The sequence below is a fragment of the Paenibacillus sp. GCM10027630 genome (genome assembly GCF_042676305.1).
Lineage (GTDB): Bacteria > Bacillota > Bacilli > Paenibacillales > NBRC-103111 > Paenibacillus_S.
The window spans coordinates 133,128-154,363 of sequence record NZ_JBHTGY010000033.1 but is presented as its reverse complement, the minus strand read 5'-3'; the positions used below and the strand labels follow the sequence as shown (position 1 = coordinate 154,363).

The 21,236-nt window shown below is 44.9% G+C and carries 12 protein-coding genes; 2 read left to right on the top strand and 10 right to left on the bottom strand.

Translation table 11 applies throughout. The features are described 5' to 3' along the window. Positions 1 to 528: 528 nt before the first annotated feature. Positions 529 to 7,077 carry an S-layer homology domain-containing protein gene (locus ACFQ0C_RS16395; protein WP_379368148.1) on the bottom strand — a complete coding sequence of 2,183 codons (6,549 nt, stop codon included), beginning with the start codon at positions 7,075 to 7,077 and terminating at the stop codon, positions 529 to 531. 461 nt (positions 7,078 to 7,538) lie between these two features. Here ACFQ0C_RS16395 and ACFQ0C_RS16390 point away from each other — a divergent pair, with 461 nt between their 5' ends. Then, entirely contained in the window at positions 7,539 to 7,718 is a 180-nt protein-coding gene (locus ACFQ0C_RS16390) for a hypothetical protein (RefSeq protein ID WP_379368147.1), read from the top strand. Between the two features lie 109 nt (positions 7,719 to 7,827). Then, a complete protein-coding gene (locus ACFQ0C_RS39140; protein ID WP_445324357.1) occupies positions 7,828 to 7,935 on the top strand; it encodes a hypothetical protein in 108 nt (35 codons plus the stop codon). A gap of 257 nt (positions 7,936 to 8,192) precedes the next feature. On the opposite strand, the gene ACFQ0C_RS16380 is transcribed toward ACFQ0C_RS39140, so the two are convergent. The 9 genes from ACFQ0C_RS16380 to ACFQ0C_RS16340 all read right to left on the bottom strand — a co-directional run bounded on the left by ACFQ0C_RS16380 (position 8,193) and on the right by ACFQ0C_RS16340 (position 21,230). Then, positions 8,193 to 9,977 (bottom strand): sulfatase, encoded by a 1,785-nt coding sequence (locus ACFQ0C_RS16380; RefSeq protein ID WP_379368146.1) that lies wholly within the window; start codon positions 9,975 to 9,977, stop codon positions 8,193 to 8,195. Between the two features lie 32 nt (positions 9,978 to 10,009). After that, positions 10,010 to 11,821, bottom strand: a complete 1,812-nt coding sequence (locus ACFQ0C_RS16375) for a sensor histidine kinase (protein WP_379368145.1) — start codon at positions 11,819 to 11,821, stop codon at positions 10,010 to 10,012. Positions 11,822 to 11,829: 8 nt separating this feature from the next. After that, positions 11,830 to 12,843 (bottom strand): helix-turn-helix domain-containing protein, encoded by a 1,014-nt coding sequence (locus ACFQ0C_RS16370; protein ID WP_379368144.1) that lies wholly within the window; start codon positions 12,841 to 12,843, stop codon positions 11,830 to 11,832. A 129-nt stretch (positions 12,844 to 12,972) separates the two neighbouring features. Beyond that, entirely contained in the window at positions 12,973 to 13,842 is an 870-nt protein-coding gene (locus ACFQ0C_RS16365; protein ID WP_379368143.1) for a carbohydrate ABC transporter permease, read from the bottom strand. Between the two features lie 2 nt (positions 13,843 to 13,844). Beyond that, positions 13,845 to 14,783 (bottom strand): ABC transporter permease, encoded by a 939-nt coding sequence (locus ACFQ0C_RS16360; RefSeq protein ID WP_379368142.1) that lies wholly within the window; start codon positions 14,781 to 14,783, stop codon positions 13,845 to 13,847. A 13-nt stretch (positions 14,784 to 14,796) separates the two neighbouring features. Next, positions 14,797 to 16,194 (bottom strand): sulfatase family protein, encoded by a 1,398-nt coding sequence (locus ACFQ0C_RS16355; protein WP_379368141.1) that lies wholly within the window; start codon positions 16,192 to 16,194, stop codon positions 14,797 to 14,799. Between the two features lie 24 nt (positions 16,195 to 16,218). Further along, a complete protein-coding gene (locus tag ACFQ0C_RS16350; RefSeq protein WP_379368140.1) occupies positions 16,219 to 17,751 on the bottom strand; it encodes an extracellular solute-binding protein in 1,533 nt (510 codons plus the stop codon). 133 nt (positions 17,752 to 17,884) lie between these two features. Beyond that, positions 17,885 to 19,363 (bottom strand): sulfatase family protein, encoded by a 1,479-nt coding sequence (locus ACFQ0C_RS16345; RefSeq protein ID WP_379368139.1) that lies wholly within the window; start codon positions 19,361 to 19,363, stop codon positions 17,885 to 17,887. 715 nt (positions 19,364 to 20,078) lie between these two features. After that, complete coding sequence (locus tag ACFQ0C_RS16340; protein ID WP_379368138.1) at positions 20,079 to 21,230, bottom strand: oligogalacturonate lyase family protein; 1,152 nt, start codon at positions 21,228 to 21,230, stop codon at positions 20,079 to 20,081. Between the last annotated feature and the right edge of the window lie 6 nt (positions 21,231 to 21,236).

The window sequence follows — 21,236 nt, the reverse complement described above, 5'->3', positions numbered from 1 at the left end:
CTCCAATTTCTTCTCAGTCAGCAACATTGAATTCAAGCTTTTCAAGGATGTGCTTCCCGTACTTCACTATATACTTTAATGATTAAGATAATATGATTATAGCAAACGTTTTTTTGTATGTAAACTTAATTATAAGCGCTTTCATTCAGACGTTGCTGGTCTCAACATTGAGGAAAAACTTTTGCTCGAGAATCATGCATGGTAAACTGCTAAATGCCTCTCCTGATTAAAAATACCAGATAATGGTTATACAACTTATTTCTGTTATATAAAATGGCAAAAAAATATTATCCTACTTAATAAATAAAGTCCATTCCTTGTAACTGATTAAGTTCGTGTTTCTCGGGTGGAAGTTTGCCTCCAGCTTCCTTCGGATTCCACCTCACGATGGACACCTTTGTTCTTGGCTATAGTAGACGCTCGCCAGCCCCCCCGTTCAGGACTTTCACCCTAGAGATGACGTCCCTGCTGGGCGTACTTAAAAAAGGTGCCGGGGTAAAATACCCCAACACCTTTTTTGTTTTGTTTCTATTTCAAAGAATTAATCAAAGAAGCAATTTCAGGGTTCAATTTTAAGGAGCGAAGCAATACGGTCAATGCTTCGGCACGAGTCGAGTTTTTGTCCGGAGCAAAGGAACCTTCACCCGCACCGTTAATAATGCCGGCCTTTGTTGCCGCTTCGATCTGGTTTTTATTCCACGAATCGCCGATATCGGTAAACGCAGTGTTGCTTGTTCCTTGAACTGTAGTCAGGTTAATGATTCTGGCGATAATGGCGATCATTTCTGCACGGGTGATGTTAGCTTCAGGATAGAATGTGCCATTTTCATATCCGTTGATGATACCATTTGATGCAAGTGCCAAGATCGCTTCTTTAGCCCAGCTTCCGTTGATATCACTAAACTGAGCAGCCTTCAATTCGCCAGTACCGATATTGAAGGTTTTGGCAACGATAGCAGCAAACTCTCCGCGAGTAATAGGAGCATTCGGCTTAAATGTGCCATCCTCGTAACCATTAACAAGCCCAAGCTTCGAGAACACATTTATACTTTCAGCTGACCAATGTTCGGATACATCTTTGAACGTTACAGATTCATTAGAAGATTTTAATTTTTCTTTCAAAACCTCCTTCAATACGGAAACCGACTCGGGTTTGCTCAGATCGAATACCGGTTGGCCAGGGGTAGTCGATACCACTGATGCCGGTGTTTCTGGCGAAGATGGTGATGCTGGCGTTGTCGGTTCTGCCGGTGTTCCTGGTGAAGATGGTGATGCTGGCGTTGCCGGGTCTGCCGACGTTGTGGAACTGCGTCCCGATCGGTGGATCACCTCTGTTGTCACCGTCACGTTCGGCCCGCTGGTAGACCAGTTGCCTGCCGCATCCCCAGCCTGTACTGCGAAAGTATAGGTGGTTCCTGCCGTGAGCCCTGTTACATTAAAGCTGTTTACTGCGCTCGTCACTGTTGTAAGCAGTGTTGAGCCTTGGTATACCTTATAGCCTGTTACTCCTACATTGTCTGTTGCTGCAGTCCATGTAAGTGTTGTCCCTGTTTGGGTTGTGTTACTTGCAGTGAACGTAGTTCCAGCAGGCCAAACCGGTGCTGTCGTATCAGTGGAAGCAAGAGTGGTAACATTAACCGTTTTTGCTTCAGACAAATTATTTACATTATCTACAGCCTTTACACTGAAGGTATAGGATGTACCCGCGGTGAGCCCTGTTACTGCATATGAATATACATTTGATGTTACTGTCTGCAAAAGGGACGAACCGTTATATATTTTGTAGCCTGTAACCCCTACATTATCTGTTGCCGCAGTCCATGTAAGTGTTGTCCCTGTTTGGGTTGTGTTACTTGCAGTGAGCGTACTTCCAGCAGGCCAAACCGGTGCTGTCGTATCAGCTGAAGCAAGAGTCGTAACACTAACCGTTTTTGCTTCTGACAAATTATTTCCATTATCTACAGCCTTTACACTGAAGGTATAGGATGTACCCGCGGTGAGCCCTGTTACTGCATATGAATATACATTTGATGTTACTGTCTGCAAAAGGGACGAACCGTTATATATTTTGTAGCCTGTAACCCCTACATTATCTGTTGCTGCTGTCCATGTAAGTGTTGTCCCTGTTTGGGTTGTGTTACTTGCAGTGAGCGTACTTCCAGCAGGCCAAACCGGTGCTGTCGTATCAGTTGAAGCAAGTTCGGAGGCATCTACTCGCACGTTGTGCAGCATGACGGTATTATTGGTACCCGTGTTGCCGTATTCGTAAGAGGAGTTGCCAGAGTTGTTAATGCGGATGCCGAAGCCGCCGAAAATGTTCTTACCCAAAGCGCCGGTATCATCCGTCCACGAGATGTCAACCGAATTAGGCAGATTTTGTTCGGTTTGCAGCGGCGTCTTCTCGGACAGCGTCGAGCCCTGTACGCGAAGGGTGCTGCCCGTTACGGAAACGGTAATGGTGCTCTTTGGCATAAACGCGACTGTCTTAAGGGGCTCGCTCAACGGTGTTTGATCGGTACCGTCATATTTATACAGCATCCATATCGTAGCGTTAGAGCCGCCGGCAGCGGTACGTTCTACGTGCAGGCCGTATCCCTTGCGGGTCGCCGGATCATATTTAACATAGATATCCATGAAGTTACCGTTGCCGCCGAAGCCCTGGCCCTCTACCTTACTTGTGGAGTAGTTCAGGTTCAGCGACATGTTGCCGTAGCTGCCGGGTTGACCGAACACGAATCTGGTGTTCGTACCGTTGGAATTGCTCTGAAGGCCCCAAATCTTATCTGTGCCGTTGCTTCCAATACCCCATCCCCACGGCACTCCTGTACCGCTCACGCGATCAAAGAACCATCTGCCCTTCGTGGCGGTATTGTCTTCATTGGTAAAATACAAATTCTTAAAGTCGGTATATAACGACGTTTCCGTTACGTCGGCCGTCGTGACCGCACGCTGGGAGTATACCGTGACGGGGGCGCCGGCGGAGCTGAACTCATACTTCGGTGAAATAACGACTCGCAGGTAGTACCCTACGTCGTACTTATTAAGCGCATAATTTTTATACGGATCGTCTACGAATAAATCTTTAACATCGTTACGCATCGTGCCGATATGAATGCCGTTCGTAGTATCGGGCCCCGTCTCGCGGTACCATTCGATGACGGAGGTATCCTTGTTTTCGAGCTGATCTAGCGTGTAGCTGAGCGTCGCAAGGTTTTTGCTGATAGCGATCGCGGGCGCCGTAACAACAGGCGCGGGGACGGGCGTCGGGCGGATGTACAGCGTCGCGCCGGCCGAGATACCGCTCGGAAGCGTGCCCGTCACAATCGTCTTAACGATAGCGCGAGTATTGTTGGGCTTGGCGGTCAGCGTAATTACGCCGGTCGCGGCGTCGACTGTGCCATTCAACAGATTCGTATCATACGTCCAAACGGTATTCTTTACGTCGACGGAAGTCGCCGGAGCCGCGGCGGGCGTCAAAACGGCCTTGTTGGTGTTGTCTACTTTGTCGGAATACATGGTTTTACCCGTTGCTCCGACTAAGAATCGATACGGCAGGTTGGCGTAAGGTGCCCACTCCGCGTTGTTCTGGCCTTTAGGATCCCAATTGTCATTACCCTTTAAGAGGTTATACACGTTGTATTCCTCGCCGACCTTAAAAGCCTTAAGGGCGTTTCCAGTAAGCGTGACGGAAGTTTGCGGCTGGGACGGGCTGATTACGAGCGGCCTTTTTCCTTCGCCGATTGTGTTGTTCGACACAAAGTGGCGAGCGTCCTCGCGTACCACGTTTTCCCACTCGACAGATTCGATCCGGCCGGTGAACTCAGTATCGATGATGGCGAAGATACCGTTCGCGTTAGGGCCGATTTCGTTGGACTGCTTAGCAAGGTAAAGATCCGTACTAGTCATTTGCGGCATGCCGATGATTTTGCTGCCCAGCAGCGCGTTGATGCCGCCGTTACCGGCGCCGCTTACGGACGGGTGGTTGCCGAAGAAGTGGAAGGTACTGTTCTCGTACACATTGACACCACCGGCGAAAATGGAGTCGTCGGTTAATTGGAAAAAGCTGTCTAAGAAATACGCACGGGTAGGCGCAAGGTTAAGCATCATGTTCAAATAGCCGACGAACCTCGTGTTTTTAAAGTACAGCTTGTCGGGCGCGCCCGTGCTGCCGTTGGCTCTCGTTAAAACCTCGGCGTGGTTTTTGGAGTCTATCCGCTTTTTTATATTTTGCGAAGGATCGCGCGGATAAACCAAATCCTCCTGCGCGTAGTTTGCGATTGTGATGTTCTCGCTGTGGAAGCCCGTAGAGATGCCAAGCGTATACCAGCTGCCGTTCGCACCTAAGCCGGTCTCGCCCCCCTCGCCGCGGTTTCCGCTGATGATCGTGTCTGTAGCGTCCTCGGTAAGGCCGAGGAAAGATATGTTTTGGCCCTGAATGCTGAGCCCGATATTCGGACCTGCAATCACGCCGCCTTCCTTATACGTCAAATCCGTCCAGTACACGCCGGGGGCTACGTACACCGTCGTGCCTGCGGGCAGCGTCAGGTCGCGTTGGTTTGCGGACAGCGTTCCCAATGTCTGCAGCGTCGCCGCGACGTAAGGGCTTTCAAGCTCTTCGGCCGAGGCGTAGGCGTTCAGCAGGCGATGCGTCGCGTCCACCTTGACCCACTTTGCGTGCAGCTCCGTGGAACCGGCCACTTTTTCATTCAAAAAGTCCCACATATGGACACTGGTGGTTTTATCCCTGTACCAGCCCACAAAAACCCAACCGTCCTTTTTAGGACGCGCTGGAACCGCGATTGCGTCACCGACACGCACGCGTTGTGGAGCAACCGCGCTACCGCCGTCGGTGTTAAACGTTACCAACAGATCATCGCCGCTTATCGCGTAAATATTAGACCAATCACTTTCTCCGAAGGAATTGCCCGCCTTTATCCTAAAGGCATATGTTCCGTTCCTGTTGTCGGCCTGTGCCAAAATGCTTTTGAAGTTGGCGAATTGGTCTATCTTTTGGGTGATAAAGGTGTTTGGTCTGGAATTCGCTTGAACGGTTCCAATTGTTTCCCAATTGTTACTTCCCTTATCCCACTGAATTTCATAGTGGTCTGTCAAAACATCTTTGGAAACCCAATTGATTGTAAAGGTATCTTTATAGACAACAATCTTGCCGGGAGCAGGTATAAATGACCCACCGAAAGCAGAACGCACTTCGTCGTTGATTTTGACGCTTGAAATTGCAGGAGCCGCAGGAGCCGAATTGGGTGTCATTGCAGGCATTGCGCCGGTATAGGTCTCAATCTCGTTTCTCAAAGCTCCCACTTGTTCCGAGGTTTCTGTTGGCCATACGCCAGTACGGTTTGGCCTAAATGACCAATCCAATTGCGCTGCTGGGGTTGTGGATATATTCGGATTCGTCGTAGTTGAACCCGCAGCAACCACTACGCCAATGTCCAGCTTCGGGTCATAGTACTTCCGAGAAGCTTCGTCAAGAACATTTGGCTGAAGGCTTAGAGCAGCAGCCCTGAGCTCTTGAAGACCTGTTTCTGTAAGACCGGTCATATAATCTGAGGAGCGTCTAAAACCATCTACACTATTAGGGAAGTCACCTTCAGTTACATCCTCTTTTGCGATGATAAAGCCGGGAGCGTCTCCAAAGAAATGGTTATATCCACTTCCAGTAGTAGAATCAATGGGATCATTACCCCTTGCATGACCCTGGCGGCTTCTAAGGAATGGGAAGTTGACGTTCTCAAAGATATTGCCTTCCGCCCATATGGTGGCATTGTGGGCCGCGCCGATACCATAACCCGTATTTCTATTTAAGAGAGTATCATGATACGGATGCCCCTGAATATCTTCATACAGGTTATTAAACACGTGAACCCTGCCGTTCCGCACACGGGGGGTCCTTTCCTCCGAGCCCAAGAACCAGTTGTGGTGTAAGGTGCCATAGTGAGGGCTCATTGAACCGGTGCCGCCACCTATCAGCAAGACCTTGCTGCTTCCGGCATATTTATTGTAAGAAACCGTATAGTTTCTTGCGTGGTTCGTTATATCTGTCGCGCCGTCACCCTTTGCCTGGTCAGGGTCTTGATTCAGAGTGAGATACTTGTTCTGCCCGTATCCAAATGTACAGTTATGCACCCATACATTGGAAGCCCTTACAGTCGCGCTGGTGCCATTAATCTCTATGGCGTCGTCATGCCACTGGTCGAAGTTGAGGTTGCTAAATACCACGTTGTGGGCACCACTGGTGCTTATACCCCAGCCAAAGATCGTCGCGTCGGGGCCAATACCTTCTAAGGTTACATTGCCGTTGCCCTGACCGACCTGAATCATACGGTTGGCGTTTAACCCCGGAGGTCCTACCGTGCCGGAGTTGGCAACGGTTGAGTTGACCGTTTCAAAAGAGCCTACAGTACCTAAGAAGCGAATGACAAGAGGTGTTCTCGCATTTGCAGTAGATCCTCTGTTTGCTGTAAATACATTCGCAGGAAGGGTTTCCCTCATATTTTCATGGGTTACATAGATTATGATAGCATTGGGATTCACTCTGCCATCCGGCAAATATCCACCTATGGCCCCATCGAGAGCAAAAGTGTGGCTTCCTTCGAAAGTATTTTCGTTGGAAGGCACAAACGCTGCGCCATTACGCGGGAAAGACCACGTTTTAAGATTGGTGAATGAGTGAAGAACGGTCGTCCCGTCAGTCGCCCTGACTTGGATTTCGTATTCTCCTCTGGGAAGGCCGGGAATATCCACACGCCAGGTGTTGCGGGCAGGATCCACCTTGCGAACAAGCTGGGCGTCCACTTCTTTCCAGTCCACAAGCCAGCCTGCGATTGGGCTGTTATCTCTCCAGTCTTTAGCGCCCAAAGTCCGGACGTAAGCCCGGTATCCACCGACGGATTTGCCTGTCCAAGTGGCATGCGCAGTTTCAAACCAAGTGCCTGCGCTCGCAGTACCTGTGGGTGCAGCTACACTGTCGCCTGTCGCGGCAAACCCCATTGTCGGGAACATACTGAGCACAAGAAGAACGCTGATCAGAATGTTGACTACTCTCTTTACTACAATCATACATACACCCCTAAGCTATTTATATTTGAAGGCTGATCCTTCACACCCGCAATAATCAATACTTCTCCCTTCCCTATGGCGCCGTGGCTGCGGGCGGATCGACGGCACCAGAATAAAAACTCTGCCAAGCAGTGTTTCATCTGTCAGTGCACCAACTACGGCTGCCTGTTGATAGGTAAACACGTTCGGGAAAAATCAATAACTAATAACGAGCAATTGCATCTCCCTTCTTAGCGATTATGAAAGCACTTACAAAGCTAAATATATTGGGTTAGGTCGTTACAAACAATATACATATATTAACCTTTGTCCATATGGAGCTGAAATATAATCATTATAGACCGAATTTATTAGTTTTCATTATAAATAGATAATAAAATTTTCAATCAAACTATTTCATTTGACACACTACCTTGATAGTCATAGTAGCTTTCGTATTATAAAAATGCGGTGGTGATTATATGAGCGAGAACAAAATTGCATCCAACCTGCTGATCGGACATACCCAAAAGGGTAAGGCGACTTACGCCGCAACAATAGCAACTGGGAGTATACAAAACGCGTGCTTGAAAACTTATTCTAGAGAGGTTTCACTGGAGTGGCAGGTGGTAAGAAACTTTAGCGCAAGCAAATCTACCTAAGAGCGACTTTGCTGGTGTTATTGCGCATAAAGGGAAATTTTCAGGGAGTGCACTGCGAGGTCTGTGTTTTGACGGGCAAAACTTTATCGGCGTCAATTTCGGCAAGGTTGTGCTGAAAGGGGTTTCATTTAGAGGTGTGACACTTAAGAATGTGTCTTTCCATTCGGGGTTTACGTTGTCTAAAAAATATTATCTGAACCAGAGCTCTTGTCGCTAGTACGAATTTTGCAGAATGATCAATTGAAGACAATATAGCTTTATTAGTATAGAGGTAGCATATATTACTCCTACCTTTACCTCCTTAGTATTTATTATACCTTTTAACAAAAAATGCTCGTATATTCAATAGTATAGGAGCAGTCTGCTGCTACGGCAAACTACTCCATGTTTAGCAATATCAACTCGTACGGCATTAGAAGTAAGATTTGTCATTGTCACAAGTAAAGCCATTTTCCCTCTATTCCCATGATTTATCTAACTAGTACGCCCCGCCAGCCTGATAAAGTATAAGGCCATTTCTCTTCTTTCAGAAGGCAGCATCACGTTGATAAAACCAAGAATGACTTCTTCTTCAATGTTCATAAGGGCTGCATCGGTTACATATTGCTTAAAGCTCTCTAGAGTCTGATCTCGCATTTCCTTTGGTATCGTATTAAGAAGCGTCCACATTTGAAGCTGAGCTCCCCGCGTCCAAGAAAGCTCCTGTAGGACCGGAATCTCGATGGCTTGCTCTACTTCTTTTTTCTGCTCGGTTAATTGGGAGACGTCCAAGATTCCATCCCTAGGTATGCCTAACCGCTCATATTGTTCCAGCGGAGCATCGTTTTCACTCATCAGCTCGGCCATCCTGTGAATCAGTCGCAATTCGGTGTCGCTATCTTCCACTTCTTGGCTTTGTTGCGGATCGCTCGCTAGATCGAAGAGCTTCGATCCGTATTGAAAAGGGCTCACCCTGCCTGACCCTGCACGAATTTTCATGGTTTGGCAGCCTTTGGTGAAAGCAAATGGCTCCTGCAGTTCTATATTTTGAAGCTGCTGCAAGGCAAAAAAGCTCCTCATGGTCGTAGGCATAAGCGTATATTCGAATAAAGGACCGTTGTCCGGAGATACCGGGCCTCTCATATACACATACCGCCCGTCTGTAATGTTAACACTGCTGCCGTGGAAGCCGAACAGAGCTGCATCCCGGATTTTAGCATCCGTCAGGATCGTATCCTTCAATGGCTTTCCACTCATCCCTTCCGGAAGGGGCACCCCGAAAAATTCAAGCAGCGTTGGGGCTACATCGACATTTTGGACAAGAGCCGATCTTCTCTCCCCTTTAATACCCAATCGAGGATCCCAAGCAAAAAAAGGTATGTGGGCAATTTCCTGATACAGCGGCATCACCGACTTTGACCACCAGCCATGTTCACCGAGTAGATAGCCGTGGTCAGTATTGACAATCAGCATGGTATCCTTCCACATATCATGTTGATCCATCAGATCAAGTACACGTCCTAAGTAATGATCGCACATACTAAGCAGAGCCGCATATTGATATTTGCCATGCTGAACGACATCCTCAGATTCTTGTACAAAATAATAAGGTGGCCAGTCGAAATGCTTCCCATTATAGGCGTGAGGATATAAATCCTTGTAATGCTGGCAGCTGAAGAAAGGCTCATGCGGATCGAACGTTTCGATTTGCAAAAACCACTTGTCTTCCTCCGTGTTCTTCTCTATAAATTCCAAACCCAGATTAAAGGTCATCGCCTGAGGGAAGTTTTCCTCCGCCTCTATATACTTGCGGTTAATCGTATCCTGCCGAGCCATTTTCTGAAACACAGGAGCCTTGAGACGGGGAATTTCCGTTTCTGCCATATCAGGGTCCTTAACCTCACCTTTCCAAGGATCGCCTTCCTGTCCACGGACGAATTCCACGGAGCTGTACCGAGTATGGTAAGTAGCCCCCCCGTCTTCCCAGTAGTGCTGATGGTCGGTTATAAGATGTGTATACACCTGGTTATTCTTTAGCCTCTCAGGCATACAGTCATCGAAAGGCTCAATCGGTCCCCAGCTCCGATGCAAGAAATTGTAACGTCCTGTATGCAAATCTCTTCGAGCTGGCATGCAGGGCATACTGCCGACGTAGCAATTATCAAAGGTTACCGTTTTCTCTGCCAGCCGTTTAAAATTCGGTGCATGTGTCCAGTCACATCCGTAATTCGGGAGCATATGACGATTCAGTGAATCAAACATGACCATGATAGCGCGCATAAAGTTCTACCTCCAACCAATATTTAACGTTATTATTCAATGATATTTAGCGGCAAACGAATGGACACGACGGTCCCGCGACCCTCGAAAGAATCCAACCTCAAGCCATAATCTGTTCCATGCATTAAAACTATGCGTGCATGCACATTAGCTATACCCAGTGATTGCTGTATTCCATATACGAAATGAGAGCCTTCATTAAACTGAGAAAGCGATTTTTCAATCTCGATCAGCCGATTATTTTCGATCCCCGGCCCGTTGTCTGCTATTTCTATGACAAGATCGGAATGATCATCGAATGCATTAATAATAATAGTCCCTTGTCCCTCTTTAGGTTCAATTGCATACTTTACGGCATTTTCTACAATAGGTTGAATGATTAATTTGGGTATCAGGCAATTCATGAATTTTTCATTTACACTAAATTTACTCCGGAAAGTCCCTGGAAAACGGATGTGGATAATCGATAAGTAATCCTTTAATTGAGATAATTCCTCTTCTAGTTTTACAATCCCATTCGTATCCTGTGCGGTATACCTATAAAAATCAGCTAGACTGCGGGCCATCTTTACAATTTCCGGCATATCCTCCAAATAAGCCATGCTTTTAATAATATCCAACGAATTATATAAAAAATGAGGATTAATTTGGTTTCGTAACGCTTTAACCAGAGCTTCCTTTTCCCTGAGCTGAAGGCTTACTTCTTTCAACTTCAGGGTGGAAACAGTCTCCAGCAAGTCATCGATTCTCTCAATCATATTGTTAAAACTGCGGTTTAAATATTGAAATTCGTCTTGACCCGATATATAGGAAGCCCGAACGGATAGATCCCCCCGCTCCACACTGCCCATGACTTGTCGAAGATGGACAATCGGCTTCATGAAAGCTCCAGATAAAAACGGAACAGTCGATATAATACATACAGCAATAATCATAAACGCAATTAACATAGCATTAGGGGTATTTTTTGTGGCTGACGCCATCTCGTCAAATGGAACGATTGACACGAAATTCCAGCCGATTTCAGCTGATTTCGTCACAGCAACTAGGGTCTTTTTACCGTCCCATTGTTGGATAGATGCACTTTCATTATCCGAAAGATTCAATTTACCAAGCTCTGTTTCATTGCGGGCAACCCCTAGCCATTTATATTCTCGATGATAGACGATCGAGTCCTGATCTGAGACGATAAAGAATTGGCCCTTTGGAGCCAAGTTAGTCTTTTCGAATGTACGTTGAATTTCGTCTAAATGAAAATCAATGACCATCTTCCCTAAATAATCCATATTTGCGATACTATATATCGGTAGCTCTAACGAAAGGACACGCACGTCACCAGGATAATACTTTACCGTATGCGTCGAAAGAACCGAAATTTTTTCCGGAAATCCATTATTGTACCAAGGTTCATCGTTAAATAGATCCATGGATGTCGATGCCAAAGTAGACATAGCCAACTTGCGTCCATCCGGAGTCAGAAGAAAAATCCCAACGATCTCGGAGTAATTAAGCGCCACATGTTTTCGCAGTAGATTTTGAACATCCGCTATTTGTTCCAGGGAAAGTCCTTGTTCACCTTGCAGCCACTTCTGAATTAATTCATCTTTTGCAACGGACGAGGTCGATTTCGCGAGCTGATAAATATAAAACTCGATATGATGATTAAGACGAATCGTTGCTTCTTGAGAGATGCGGTAAAAATCTCGCTTAATACCAACGGTGTAATAGGTGTATGATAAATAACCCATTATTAAAATGGTGAGAAGCCCCACCAGAAGAAAAGCAACCGTCAACTTTGTTTTGATCGAAAATCGGGAGTGAATATTAGCTATTCTTTGTTTCATGGTTAGTCTCATACACTCATACACTTTCTGTATTCCTTGGGCGAAACTCCTGCGAATTGTTTGAACACACGATTAAAGTGTGGCAGTGAATTAAACCCAACCTTCTCCGCTACTTCATAGATCTTCAGGTCACCGTTCATCAATAGATGCTTTGCTTTTTCTATTCTCAACGTATTTAAATAAATGATAAATGATTGTCCTGTATACTTCTTAAATAGCAAGCTAAACTGAGACACGCTAATGTGGAAGCGACTTGTCATATCGGAGACAGATAAATCTTCGAAAAAATGGGCTTGCATGTATTCGCATGCTTTACGGATGATCTGACGCATCTCTCCATTTAATAGAGTCTTAAAGCATGTCAGCCAGTGCTCCGTCAAACTAAGAAAATGAAGGTTTACGTGCTCCATTCTGTTTTGAGTGATTGTTATGCGCTCATAAGAAGGATTCACACTTTGAATCAAATCATTATATTTATTGGAAAACGTTTTGAATAAAATGATCTTTTCACTGTCTTGTAACGTAGGAGCGCAAGATATCAGTTGTACGATTTCAGCTTGCTCTTGAAAAACCGTCTGGGGATCCATGTCCTGAATTTTGTCGAAAAACTGCTGAATCATTAAAAAGAAGCTTCTTAAATTTTCGAATTGCGGAACCCTTTCTCGAGCTTGATCCAACGCCTTGCTAAGCTCTTCCTCCAATACAGGTTTAAGTAAATAATCACTTACGTTATACCTAATTGCTTGTCGGGCATATTCAAATTCATTGTATCCAGATAGAATGATGGATATGATCGGCAGTTGCCTCTCAAAGATCTCTTGAACCAGCCAAAGCCCGTCTTGGACAGGCATTTTAATATCGGTAATAACAATGGTTGGCCAAACCGTATAAATAAGCTCAAGAGCCTCTTCCCCATTTCCAGCTTCCGCCACTACTTGATAGGCTTCCCCTTTTTGTTCAACCATTTTTCCGACTGCAGCTCGAATCCAGTGATCGTCCTCGACAACCATGATCTGATACATAGATACACCATCCAGTAATTTAATGAATTGGCCCCGTGACCTCCGACACTACATGTTTAGAGGTTGTTCAAAAAACTCTTTTGAACACGCATTTTAAGTATACCATGTCATGTCATTGGCTCTCTATGATCATCCTTTTACGGAACCGACCAGCATGCCTTTATCGAAATATTTTTGGAAAAATGGATACATGATCAGCATCGGGATTGAAGCTGCGACAACAACTGCCATCTGCACGGGCTGACCATACTCATACCCATTTATTGTTGTTTCGAGAGAATTGCTTGACTCCAAAATAATTTGTCTTAAAAATACTTGTAATGGCATTTTTTGAGAATCACTAATGAACAGGATGGCTTGGAAATAACTATTCCAGTAGTACACCGCGTAAAACATAATAAATGTAGCTACAGAAGTCATGGACAAAGGCAAAATAACTCGGAAAAACAATCTCCACTCTCCACAACCATCAATTCGCGCTGATTCCTCCAGCTCTTTGGGCGTATTCTGAAAAAAACTTCTCATTACGATCAAATTAAAAGGTAATATGGCATTATTCAAAAAAAGCGACCAGTAGCTATTCAACAGGCCGAGTTGACTAGTCAGCAAATACTGGGGAATAATTCCACCACTAAATAGCAGCGTAAACATAACCATGATGTTTAAAGCTTTTCTTCCCTTCAACCAAGTTCGGGATAATCCGTAGGCCATTAGAGTGGTGGTTGAAATACTGACAGCCGTCCCGCCCACAGTAATTTGCAAAGCATTCCAATAAGAAGTAGTAAAATTGTGACTGCTGAACAAATAACCATATGAATTCAATGTCCATTGATAAGGAATAAGGAAAATGCCTCTTGTTAGCATCTCATGCTTAGTGGAAAATGAACTTATAACGATATATATACATGGAAGCAATATGCATAGCAAAATTAAAGACAGTAGTAGGTATATTAAGATATCAAATGATGGGTACGACTTGGTGCTTGAATTTCTTTTCATTTTTAATATACCCCTTCCTCACCCAGTTTACGGGAAGCTCGATTTGCCAAATAGACAAGCCCTAATCCGATAAACGCTTTAAATAGACCTACAGCGGTTGTATAGCTATATTCTCCCTGCACAATGCCGACATGATATACATAAGTATCAAAAACCTCTGAAATGTCGACATTCAGTGAATTCTGAAGGAGTAAAATGTGCTCGAATCCAGTATCCATTACATGTCCCAATCTTAAAATAAAAAGAATAACAATAGTAGAACGAAGTGCCGGTAAATTGATATGCCAGATTTGCCTTAGTCGACTTGCGCCGTCAACACGTGCCGCTTCATACAATGTCGGGTCTACTGAGGCAAGCGCTGCAAGAAAAATGATCGCACTCCAGCCAGCTTCTTTCCATATCACTTGAAATAAATACAACATGCGAAAATAAGCGGGATTAGTCATCAATTCGATTCGTTCATAACCCCAAGTCGAAAGCAGATTGTTAATTCCCCCATCTTGAGTGGAAAATAACAACGCGGTCATACTGACAATGACTACCCAGCTTAAAAAATGCGGGACATAAACTAAAGTTTGAGCCCCTTTCTTGAACCAGCTATGCCGTACCTCATTTAAAAGCAGCGCCAGGATAATGGGCACAGGAAAATAAAAGAACAGGTTCAAGGCGCTTATAATTAACGTATTGCTGAATATTTGCCAGAAATCAGGATCTTGAAACAGCCGTTGAAAGTGCTCAAAGCCTACCCACTTGCTCTTGAGAAAACCATCAAACGGATCATAATTTTGAAAAGCAATGAGGATACCGCCCATGGGAATATATTTAAAAATGATAAAGAACAGCAACCCGGGTATAATCATCAAGTATATCGGTAAACCACGCTTCCAATCTTTCCACTCGTTCTTTTTGTTTGCTGCTTTGGTTACCAAAGAAACACTCATGATCAGCACCTCCCTATTTTCTTAGCAGCATCATACTAATCATTAAGCGTTTTGCCAGCTCAGGACAATCTTGTATGATATTTACTAGCTCATGCGGATCGTTCTGAAGATCGTATAATTCATTTAAGTCGTTATGATTCTCGATAAACTTGTACCTGCCATCAAAAATCATACGGACATTATTCAGTTCGCTAAATTGATAATCTTTATGATGCTCGGTTTCAAATTTAATTTGCGGAACCAGTGATTTACCGTCTAAACGACTCTGCATGTACTCCACACCTGCTAAATCCAAAATAGTTGGGTGCAGATCCATTAATTCCGCAAGTGCTCCACTTGTTCCGGTCCTGTTTTCCCTCGGGTCGGCAATAATAAGGGGAATGCGTAAAGCTCCCTCATACATCGTGCTTTTCTGAAATAAACCGTGATCCCCCATCATCTCTCCATGATCCGCGCAGAAGATGACCACAGTTTTATCCGATAATCCCTTCTGTTCCAAACTATCCAACATATTCCCTACCCAGTCGTCAATCAACTTGATTGCAGCTCCATAATGCCGCTTAACCTGGTTTACATCCTGCTCAGACATCCCTTCTGTCTGCTTTTTAACCTTTTTCTTAATCCACTCTGGCTTATTCTCAAGAGTATCCTTAATAGAATCGGGAAATGTCTTATCCAGGAAGGCCTCCACGTACTGGACTGGAGCGTCCCATGGATCATGCGGCCCGACGAAGCTTACGAATAAATGCCATGGCGCTTCCGATGAGACTTGCTCCAAAAATTCACATGATTTACGGCCGATATAACTATCATGAAAGTGTTCCGCCGGAAGAGGCGACGGCCATGCTTTCCATACCTTCGACTTCGCTAAGCGTAGACGATAATCTTCTACGAAAGCGCTTAATAAACCCTGTTCAAGTAAATAGATTTGATACGGCCCGGCGATATGATTGTCGTTATCTGGATCCATATCAAAATTAGCCAATTGGCTTCTTCGAAACGCCGCGTTCATTTTACCTTCGGTTTGATGGGGATCCGTAAAACCAAGATGATACATCAACGGAAGATTCCCATTCATCCCATAAAAATGATCCCCCTTATGAAAGTCGGTTTTTCCGACTACAGCCACTCGATAGCCCGCTTGTCTCAAAGCTTGATAGTAGGTGGGCTGCTCCAAAGGATAATTTATGAAATTTTCGAGGTTTCCAACCCGATGAGGATACACACCTGCCGCCAAAGAGCAGCGGCTCGGCCCGCAAACAGGACTGTTGCAGGCCGCCTGTTGAAATCGTATGCCCCTCGCAGCGATGCGATCGATATGAGGGGTTTCCACAAACCCCGTACCCGAGCAGCTCATCCAATCGAAACGGAATTGGTCGACCATAATCAATAATATATTAGACTGACTCACTGCGTTAACTCCTTTTTGTTCGAATTATTTTTGCTTCTGATACTGTTCATTCATTTCCTTAATGATGGCATCGCCCCCAGCTGTTTTCCAATCGGCGATCACTTTATCAATGCCATCTATGGGCTCTTGACCTACAATAATTTTGACCATTGAATCCATCCATTTTTTGTCTATGGTCGTTCCAACCTTCGTTGCCGTTTCGGAAACAAAGCCAAAGCCATCATTTGCAATTTTTACTTTCTCATTATTATCGAAATACGATTTGATCGTGGCTATCTCCTTAGGATCCATCCATTTATAAATTAAAAACATCGGATCAAACCGCTTGAAAAACCAGCCGACAAGCAAAAATTGTCTGTCCTTCGTCGATGCCTCCAACTGTTCGTATTTGGTGTCAGAGATTTTCTTATAATGGACGCCTTCAATGCCATGCTTAACCAAATCATAACCTTCATCCGATAACAAATAGTCCATCATTTTCAGTATTCTTTGCTGCTTCTTAGGGTCAAGCTTCGAATTAATGACGATTTTATCCGACGTAGGGTCGCCCGGCATTCCGCTCTTGCCTGATGGTCCTTTGGGCGGTAAGATCTGAACGAGTTCAGCCTTAGGGTCCACTTTCATCAAAGGAGGTAAGGTTTCGATATAAAGCTGCTGAGGATTTACATTTGCAACTCCGGATTTTCCAGCCTCTAGCTTATTAAGTGAATCACGTGACTTTAAGATCGGAAAATCTTTATCTAATACACCCTCTGCATACGCCTTACGCATAAACCCTATGAAATCCTTCAACTCTTTACTTTGTACCTGCATCGGGACAAGTTTACCGTTTTCCAACTTCCATTTGTTCGCAAGCCCGAAGCTGGCAGTCAAGTAATTTGCGGTACCCTTAAAGCCGAAAGCACCTCCTGGACTAATTTCCATCGAAAAGCCTACCGTATCCTGTTTTCCGTTACCATCCGGGTCTTTTGTAGCAAAAGCTTTTGTCACCTCATAGAATTCATCGATCGTCTCCGGCGCCTTAAGCCCTAATTTATCAAGCCAATCCTTGCGCATGGCGAGTGAGTCCCTTGCTTCTTGATAGTAGAAGGGAATACCGTAATATTTATCTTTCGGGTTAAAGTGTTGTAACGACACTTCCGGAATATACTTGGTAATGTTGGGATACTTGCTCAATTCGGGTTTAACATCCATAAACACATTTCTTTCCTGCCACTTCACATACTCTGTGTTCGTCATATAGAACACATCCGGGAAATTGTTAGCCGCTGCCAAAACATTCAGCTTCTCCGGATAGTTGGCAGAGGGAACCCATTCAATCTTGAGGTCAATATTAAGCTTTTTGTTCAGTTCCTCTATGATAGGATGATTAGGCGGCCATCCTCCTCCGGCGTAGCTTCGTGTCATTAGGTTAATTGTCATTTTTTCTCCAAGATCATTTGCTACTGCCTTGCCGCCCGCCGCTTCTTTCTTATCAACGACTTGTCCCCCCGAACATCCCGCGATGGTCCCTGTTAGCAACAAACAACTTACGGTAAGCGCTATCTTTTTTTTCATATCTATAAAACCTCCCCCAATTTTTCTCCACTAATGGATACTTTGAATATATCAATAAACCGATCCAAGTGTCGTTAACGGATCTTCCGATTTGTTTGCATTTTATCCACAATGTTCAGACTCCCTCATTAAGTCACGATATCTGCAGACCTCTTGAATCTCTATGATGAGGGACCACGTCACAGGTTTCTTGATAGAAATCTAACATTCGCTCTTTTAGAAGTAGCAGCTCACCTGCTAAAGAGCTATCATTAATTTTATTTTGCGTTTCACCAGGATCTTGGTTTAAGTCGTATAATTCATCTGTTTCGTAAAATCTCCGTACATATTTAAAGTTTTTTGTACGGATCATCGTGGCCTTGGTGTGCTCCGGGCCTTCACTTCGCTGCATCTCGCCTCTAGGCCAATACAACATGGAGGTATTTTCGTTAGCCGGGGCCGACTCATTGCAGTGGAATTCATCATGCAATCGGCCGCCTTCACAAAATACAGCATCTCGATGTTCATCCCTTTCTCCTGCAATGAGTGGAGCAAGGGAATGACCGAAATGCGTATAATCAGGAGTGATTCCTGCGTAATGATGCACAGTGGCTGACAAGTCTACAAGCTCTACAAGCGCCTCACTGATTCTTGGTTTGACCTTGTTATGTAACGGGGGCTTTACGATAAACGGAACCCGGGTCAAGCAATCCTCAAACGTGTTTTGTGCTTTTTCAACCAGCCCATAATCCCCTGTGAAATCCCCATGGTCTGAAAAAAAGAAAACAGCAGTATCATCATAAATCCCGGCTTCTTTAAGAGCACCCATTACCATGCCGAATTGATGGTCAACGCGCGAACACATGCCATAATAGGTAGCTCGAAGCTCAGTCCATCGTTCCTCTGTCCAGTCCTGCATATTTTGCTTCTCTCGCAGACCCGACATCATAGACGACTTGTCGCTTGAGAGGATGTCTGGAGAAATCCGCTCCGGAATAAGGGATCGGTCGATAAGATTATACCAAGGGTCTTCTACGGCATATGGCGGATGCGGGTAAATAATTGGCAAATAAATACATAAAGGCTGGTCTGTAGGGGCATTCTTTATTAGCTCGATTGCTCCTAAAACATTAGCCCAGTCGGAGTCGTAATACAACTCTTCATCGCTTTCATTTTCCATCTTACCCACATAAAATGAGTAAAATGTATCGCTGTCCGGTTGTCCGCGTCTTAAATCTCCACCAAACATAGGCTTGGGTGTACGTTCTGGTTTGTATTTCACATTGCAGTAGGCACCAAATCCGTTTTCAGCTGGAACTAGATCATTTTTGCCGCCCCACCAGACAAAATACCCTTCATCCTTTAACGTTTTTAGTAATACCGGTTCATCCGGCTTCATCATATTATACATGGTGCGATGTCCTCTAACATGTGGATACCATCCGGACATAAACGAGCAGCGGCTCGGCGTGCATACAGGGTTTTGACAGAAGGCATTTTGAAAAGAAACGGCATCGTTAGCAACGATATGGTCCAAATGTGGCGTTATTGCTGCAGCATTACCCATATGGCCCAATACGTCGCCCCTCCACTGATCAGGGTTAAATAAAATAATATGCGGCTTTTTTTTCATTCGAGCAGATCCTCCCATTTATTATGATGCTTCCTTATTATTTGAAATATAAAGAGGTGTATTAAATATACGGTTAAAGGCATCTATGAGTCATTATCGGATTGTCCGATTTCTTTGCATTTTATCCAGATATATAGCTTACAGTCTAAGAAGGGAGCAAATAATCCATTATCCGATCTTGTGAAATGTTTGAACTAAAAACAAGCTTGGGTGGGAGATTCCCTCCACCCAAGCTTGTTCTTTTTTTACAAGGCTTCTTTATCATTAGATTATTCAATATATCAGCCTTGTTTTCCCATATTGTATTCGTATCCTCCATGAAATTCCGCGTCATAACGCATGTTCATCTGCCGGAGGCTTAGTACGCTCTAAGTTCGGGAGCAGTTAACCCTCCCTCACTTTCATTCGGCACCCCAAGCCCGGCCGCAGCAAGTAACGTACCGCCACAGCAGTACTGGAGACGAGGTCCGGTATGACCTTACCCTATTATAGACTAAAGTGGATATATTTACTGATTTTTTAAAGAGGTAGCTGCCGTCCATACAAAACATACGAAGTGAGATTCGTTTCATCGATAGCTATCCCTGTTTTGAAGTACATCTGTACCAAGTACCCTATTTTATGAGGATGTCCGACCACAAGGAGACCCACAGCAACGGGCTGTGGGTCATAAGTTTATAGATTATAAAGGGAGATCTGCCCTTCGAAGTTTGGTTTAGTCCAGATCGATTAAATACAAATTATTGTTTCTGTTTTCCCGATCGGAAGCGAACAGGATCTGCCTACCTGTCCAGCTGAAGGTCGGGTGGGCGTGCCTGCGGTTGTTGTACCAGGATGTCTTGTGAGTGCAAAGCGGAACCGGTGCCGGCTTTTCTTCATCAAGTCTGATCAGCACCAGATCATCGACGTCGTCGCCAACAAGCAGGGAATTGTCGTTATTGGCGTGGTAATGGTTACAATAATAAGGCAGCTCTATTGTGCGTATGACTTCGCCTTTCTTGTTAGCCAACCCGACATACGGAACCTGATTCTGATCCGGCTCTGCATGTACAGTAGCTTGGGTGCGATCAGAGGTGATCGTACCGTCGTGGCCTTTTCTTCTATTATCAAAGAAAATCATGCCGTCACGGGTCCAAAATTCGTGACCTACACAATCATCCTCCCCCTGACGAAAGCATGGGGTCACCGATCGTGAGACGGTATCAAGCAGCCACATCCGCTGGTGCACTAAGTTCCAAGGACCCTCATGACAAAACATTGCGATCGTGCTGTCGTCCGGGGAAAATTGAAAATGACCGAGATAATGGGTATCCTCCCACACGTTGACCGCAGCGGAGCCATCCATATTCACGAGGGTGATCCACGCCTTTTTCACAGAATACATTGATTCCTTGAACCCGGAATAGTTTGCCCCCCGCTCAATGTTGACGTTTTCATTGCGGATCACTCCGGTATATTTTTTACACGGACTAATAAATGGTGAGCCTAATCGGACGTTTCCTCTTTCTTCATAAATCACTTCTGATTGCAGCGTTCTCGTATTCACCTTTTTCAATGTATTACCGGTTGTATAGACTAGCAGCTCGCTGTCCGGGCATTTTGTATGTGTTTTGATCCCCTGCTTTTCGTCCGTCACTTGCGTTATGAGCCCTGAGGCTATATCCATTTTAAAAAAATTATAAACCTCTGGTCTTTCCGAGGACCGGTCCGACAGAAAGTAAATCTCTTGATCGCCAAGCGTAAAGGAGTTATCCGTAAAGTAAAGGTGGTAATTGTTGGAGCCGTTTGACGTCAACTGCCACACCAGTCTGCCTGTTTTCTCGTCCTTATAGCTCTTTTTCTCTGACTGAAACGTTTGTCCTATCATGTAAGC

What these genes read in the sequence shown, in the direction of transcription:
- ACFQ0C_RS16360 (WP_379368142.1), bottom strand. Translation starts at nt 14,783, where the DNA reads ATGAGTGTTTCTTTGGTAACCAAAGCAGCAAACAAAAAGAACGAGTGG.
- ACFQ0C_RS16340 (WP_379368138.1), bottom strand. Translation starts at nt 21,230, where the DNA reads ATGATAGGACAAACGTTTCAGTCAGAGAAAAAGAGCTATAAGGACGAG.
- ACFQ0C_RS16365 (WP_379368143.1), bottom strand. Translation starts at nt 13,842, where the DNA reads ATGAAAAGAAATTCAAGCACCAAGTCGTACCCATCATTTGATATCTTA.
- ACFQ0C_RS16390 (WP_379368147.1), top strand. Translation starts at nt 7,539, where the DNA reads ATGAGCGAGAACAAAATTGCATCCAACCTGCTGATCGGACATACCCAA.
- ACFQ0C_RS16350 (WP_379368140.1), bottom strand. Translation starts at nt 17,751, where the DNA reads ATGAAAAAAAAGATAGCGCTTACCGTAAGTTGTTTGTTGCTAACAGGG.
- ACFQ0C_RS16395 (WP_379368148.1), bottom strand. Translation starts at nt 7,077, where the DNA reads ATGATTGTAGTAAAGAGAGTAGTCAACATTCTGATCAGCGTTCTTCTT.
- ACFQ0C_RS16375 (WP_379368145.1), bottom strand. Translation starts at nt 11,821, where the DNA reads ATGAAACAAAGAATAGCTAATATTCACTCCCGATTTTCGATCAAAACA.
- ACFQ0C_RS16345 (WP_379368139.1), bottom strand. Translation starts at nt 19,363, where the DNA reads ATGAAAAAAAAGCCGCATATTATTTTATTTAACCCTGATCAGTGGAGG.
- ACFQ0C_RS16370 (WP_379368144.1), bottom strand. Translation starts at nt 12,843, where the DNA reads ATGTATCAGATCATGGTTGTCGAGGACGATCACTGGATTCGAGCTGCA.
- ACFQ0C_RS16380 (WP_379368146.1), bottom strand. Translation starts at nt 9,977, where the DNA reads ATGCGCGCTATCATGGTCATGTTTGATTCACTGAATCGTCATATGCTC.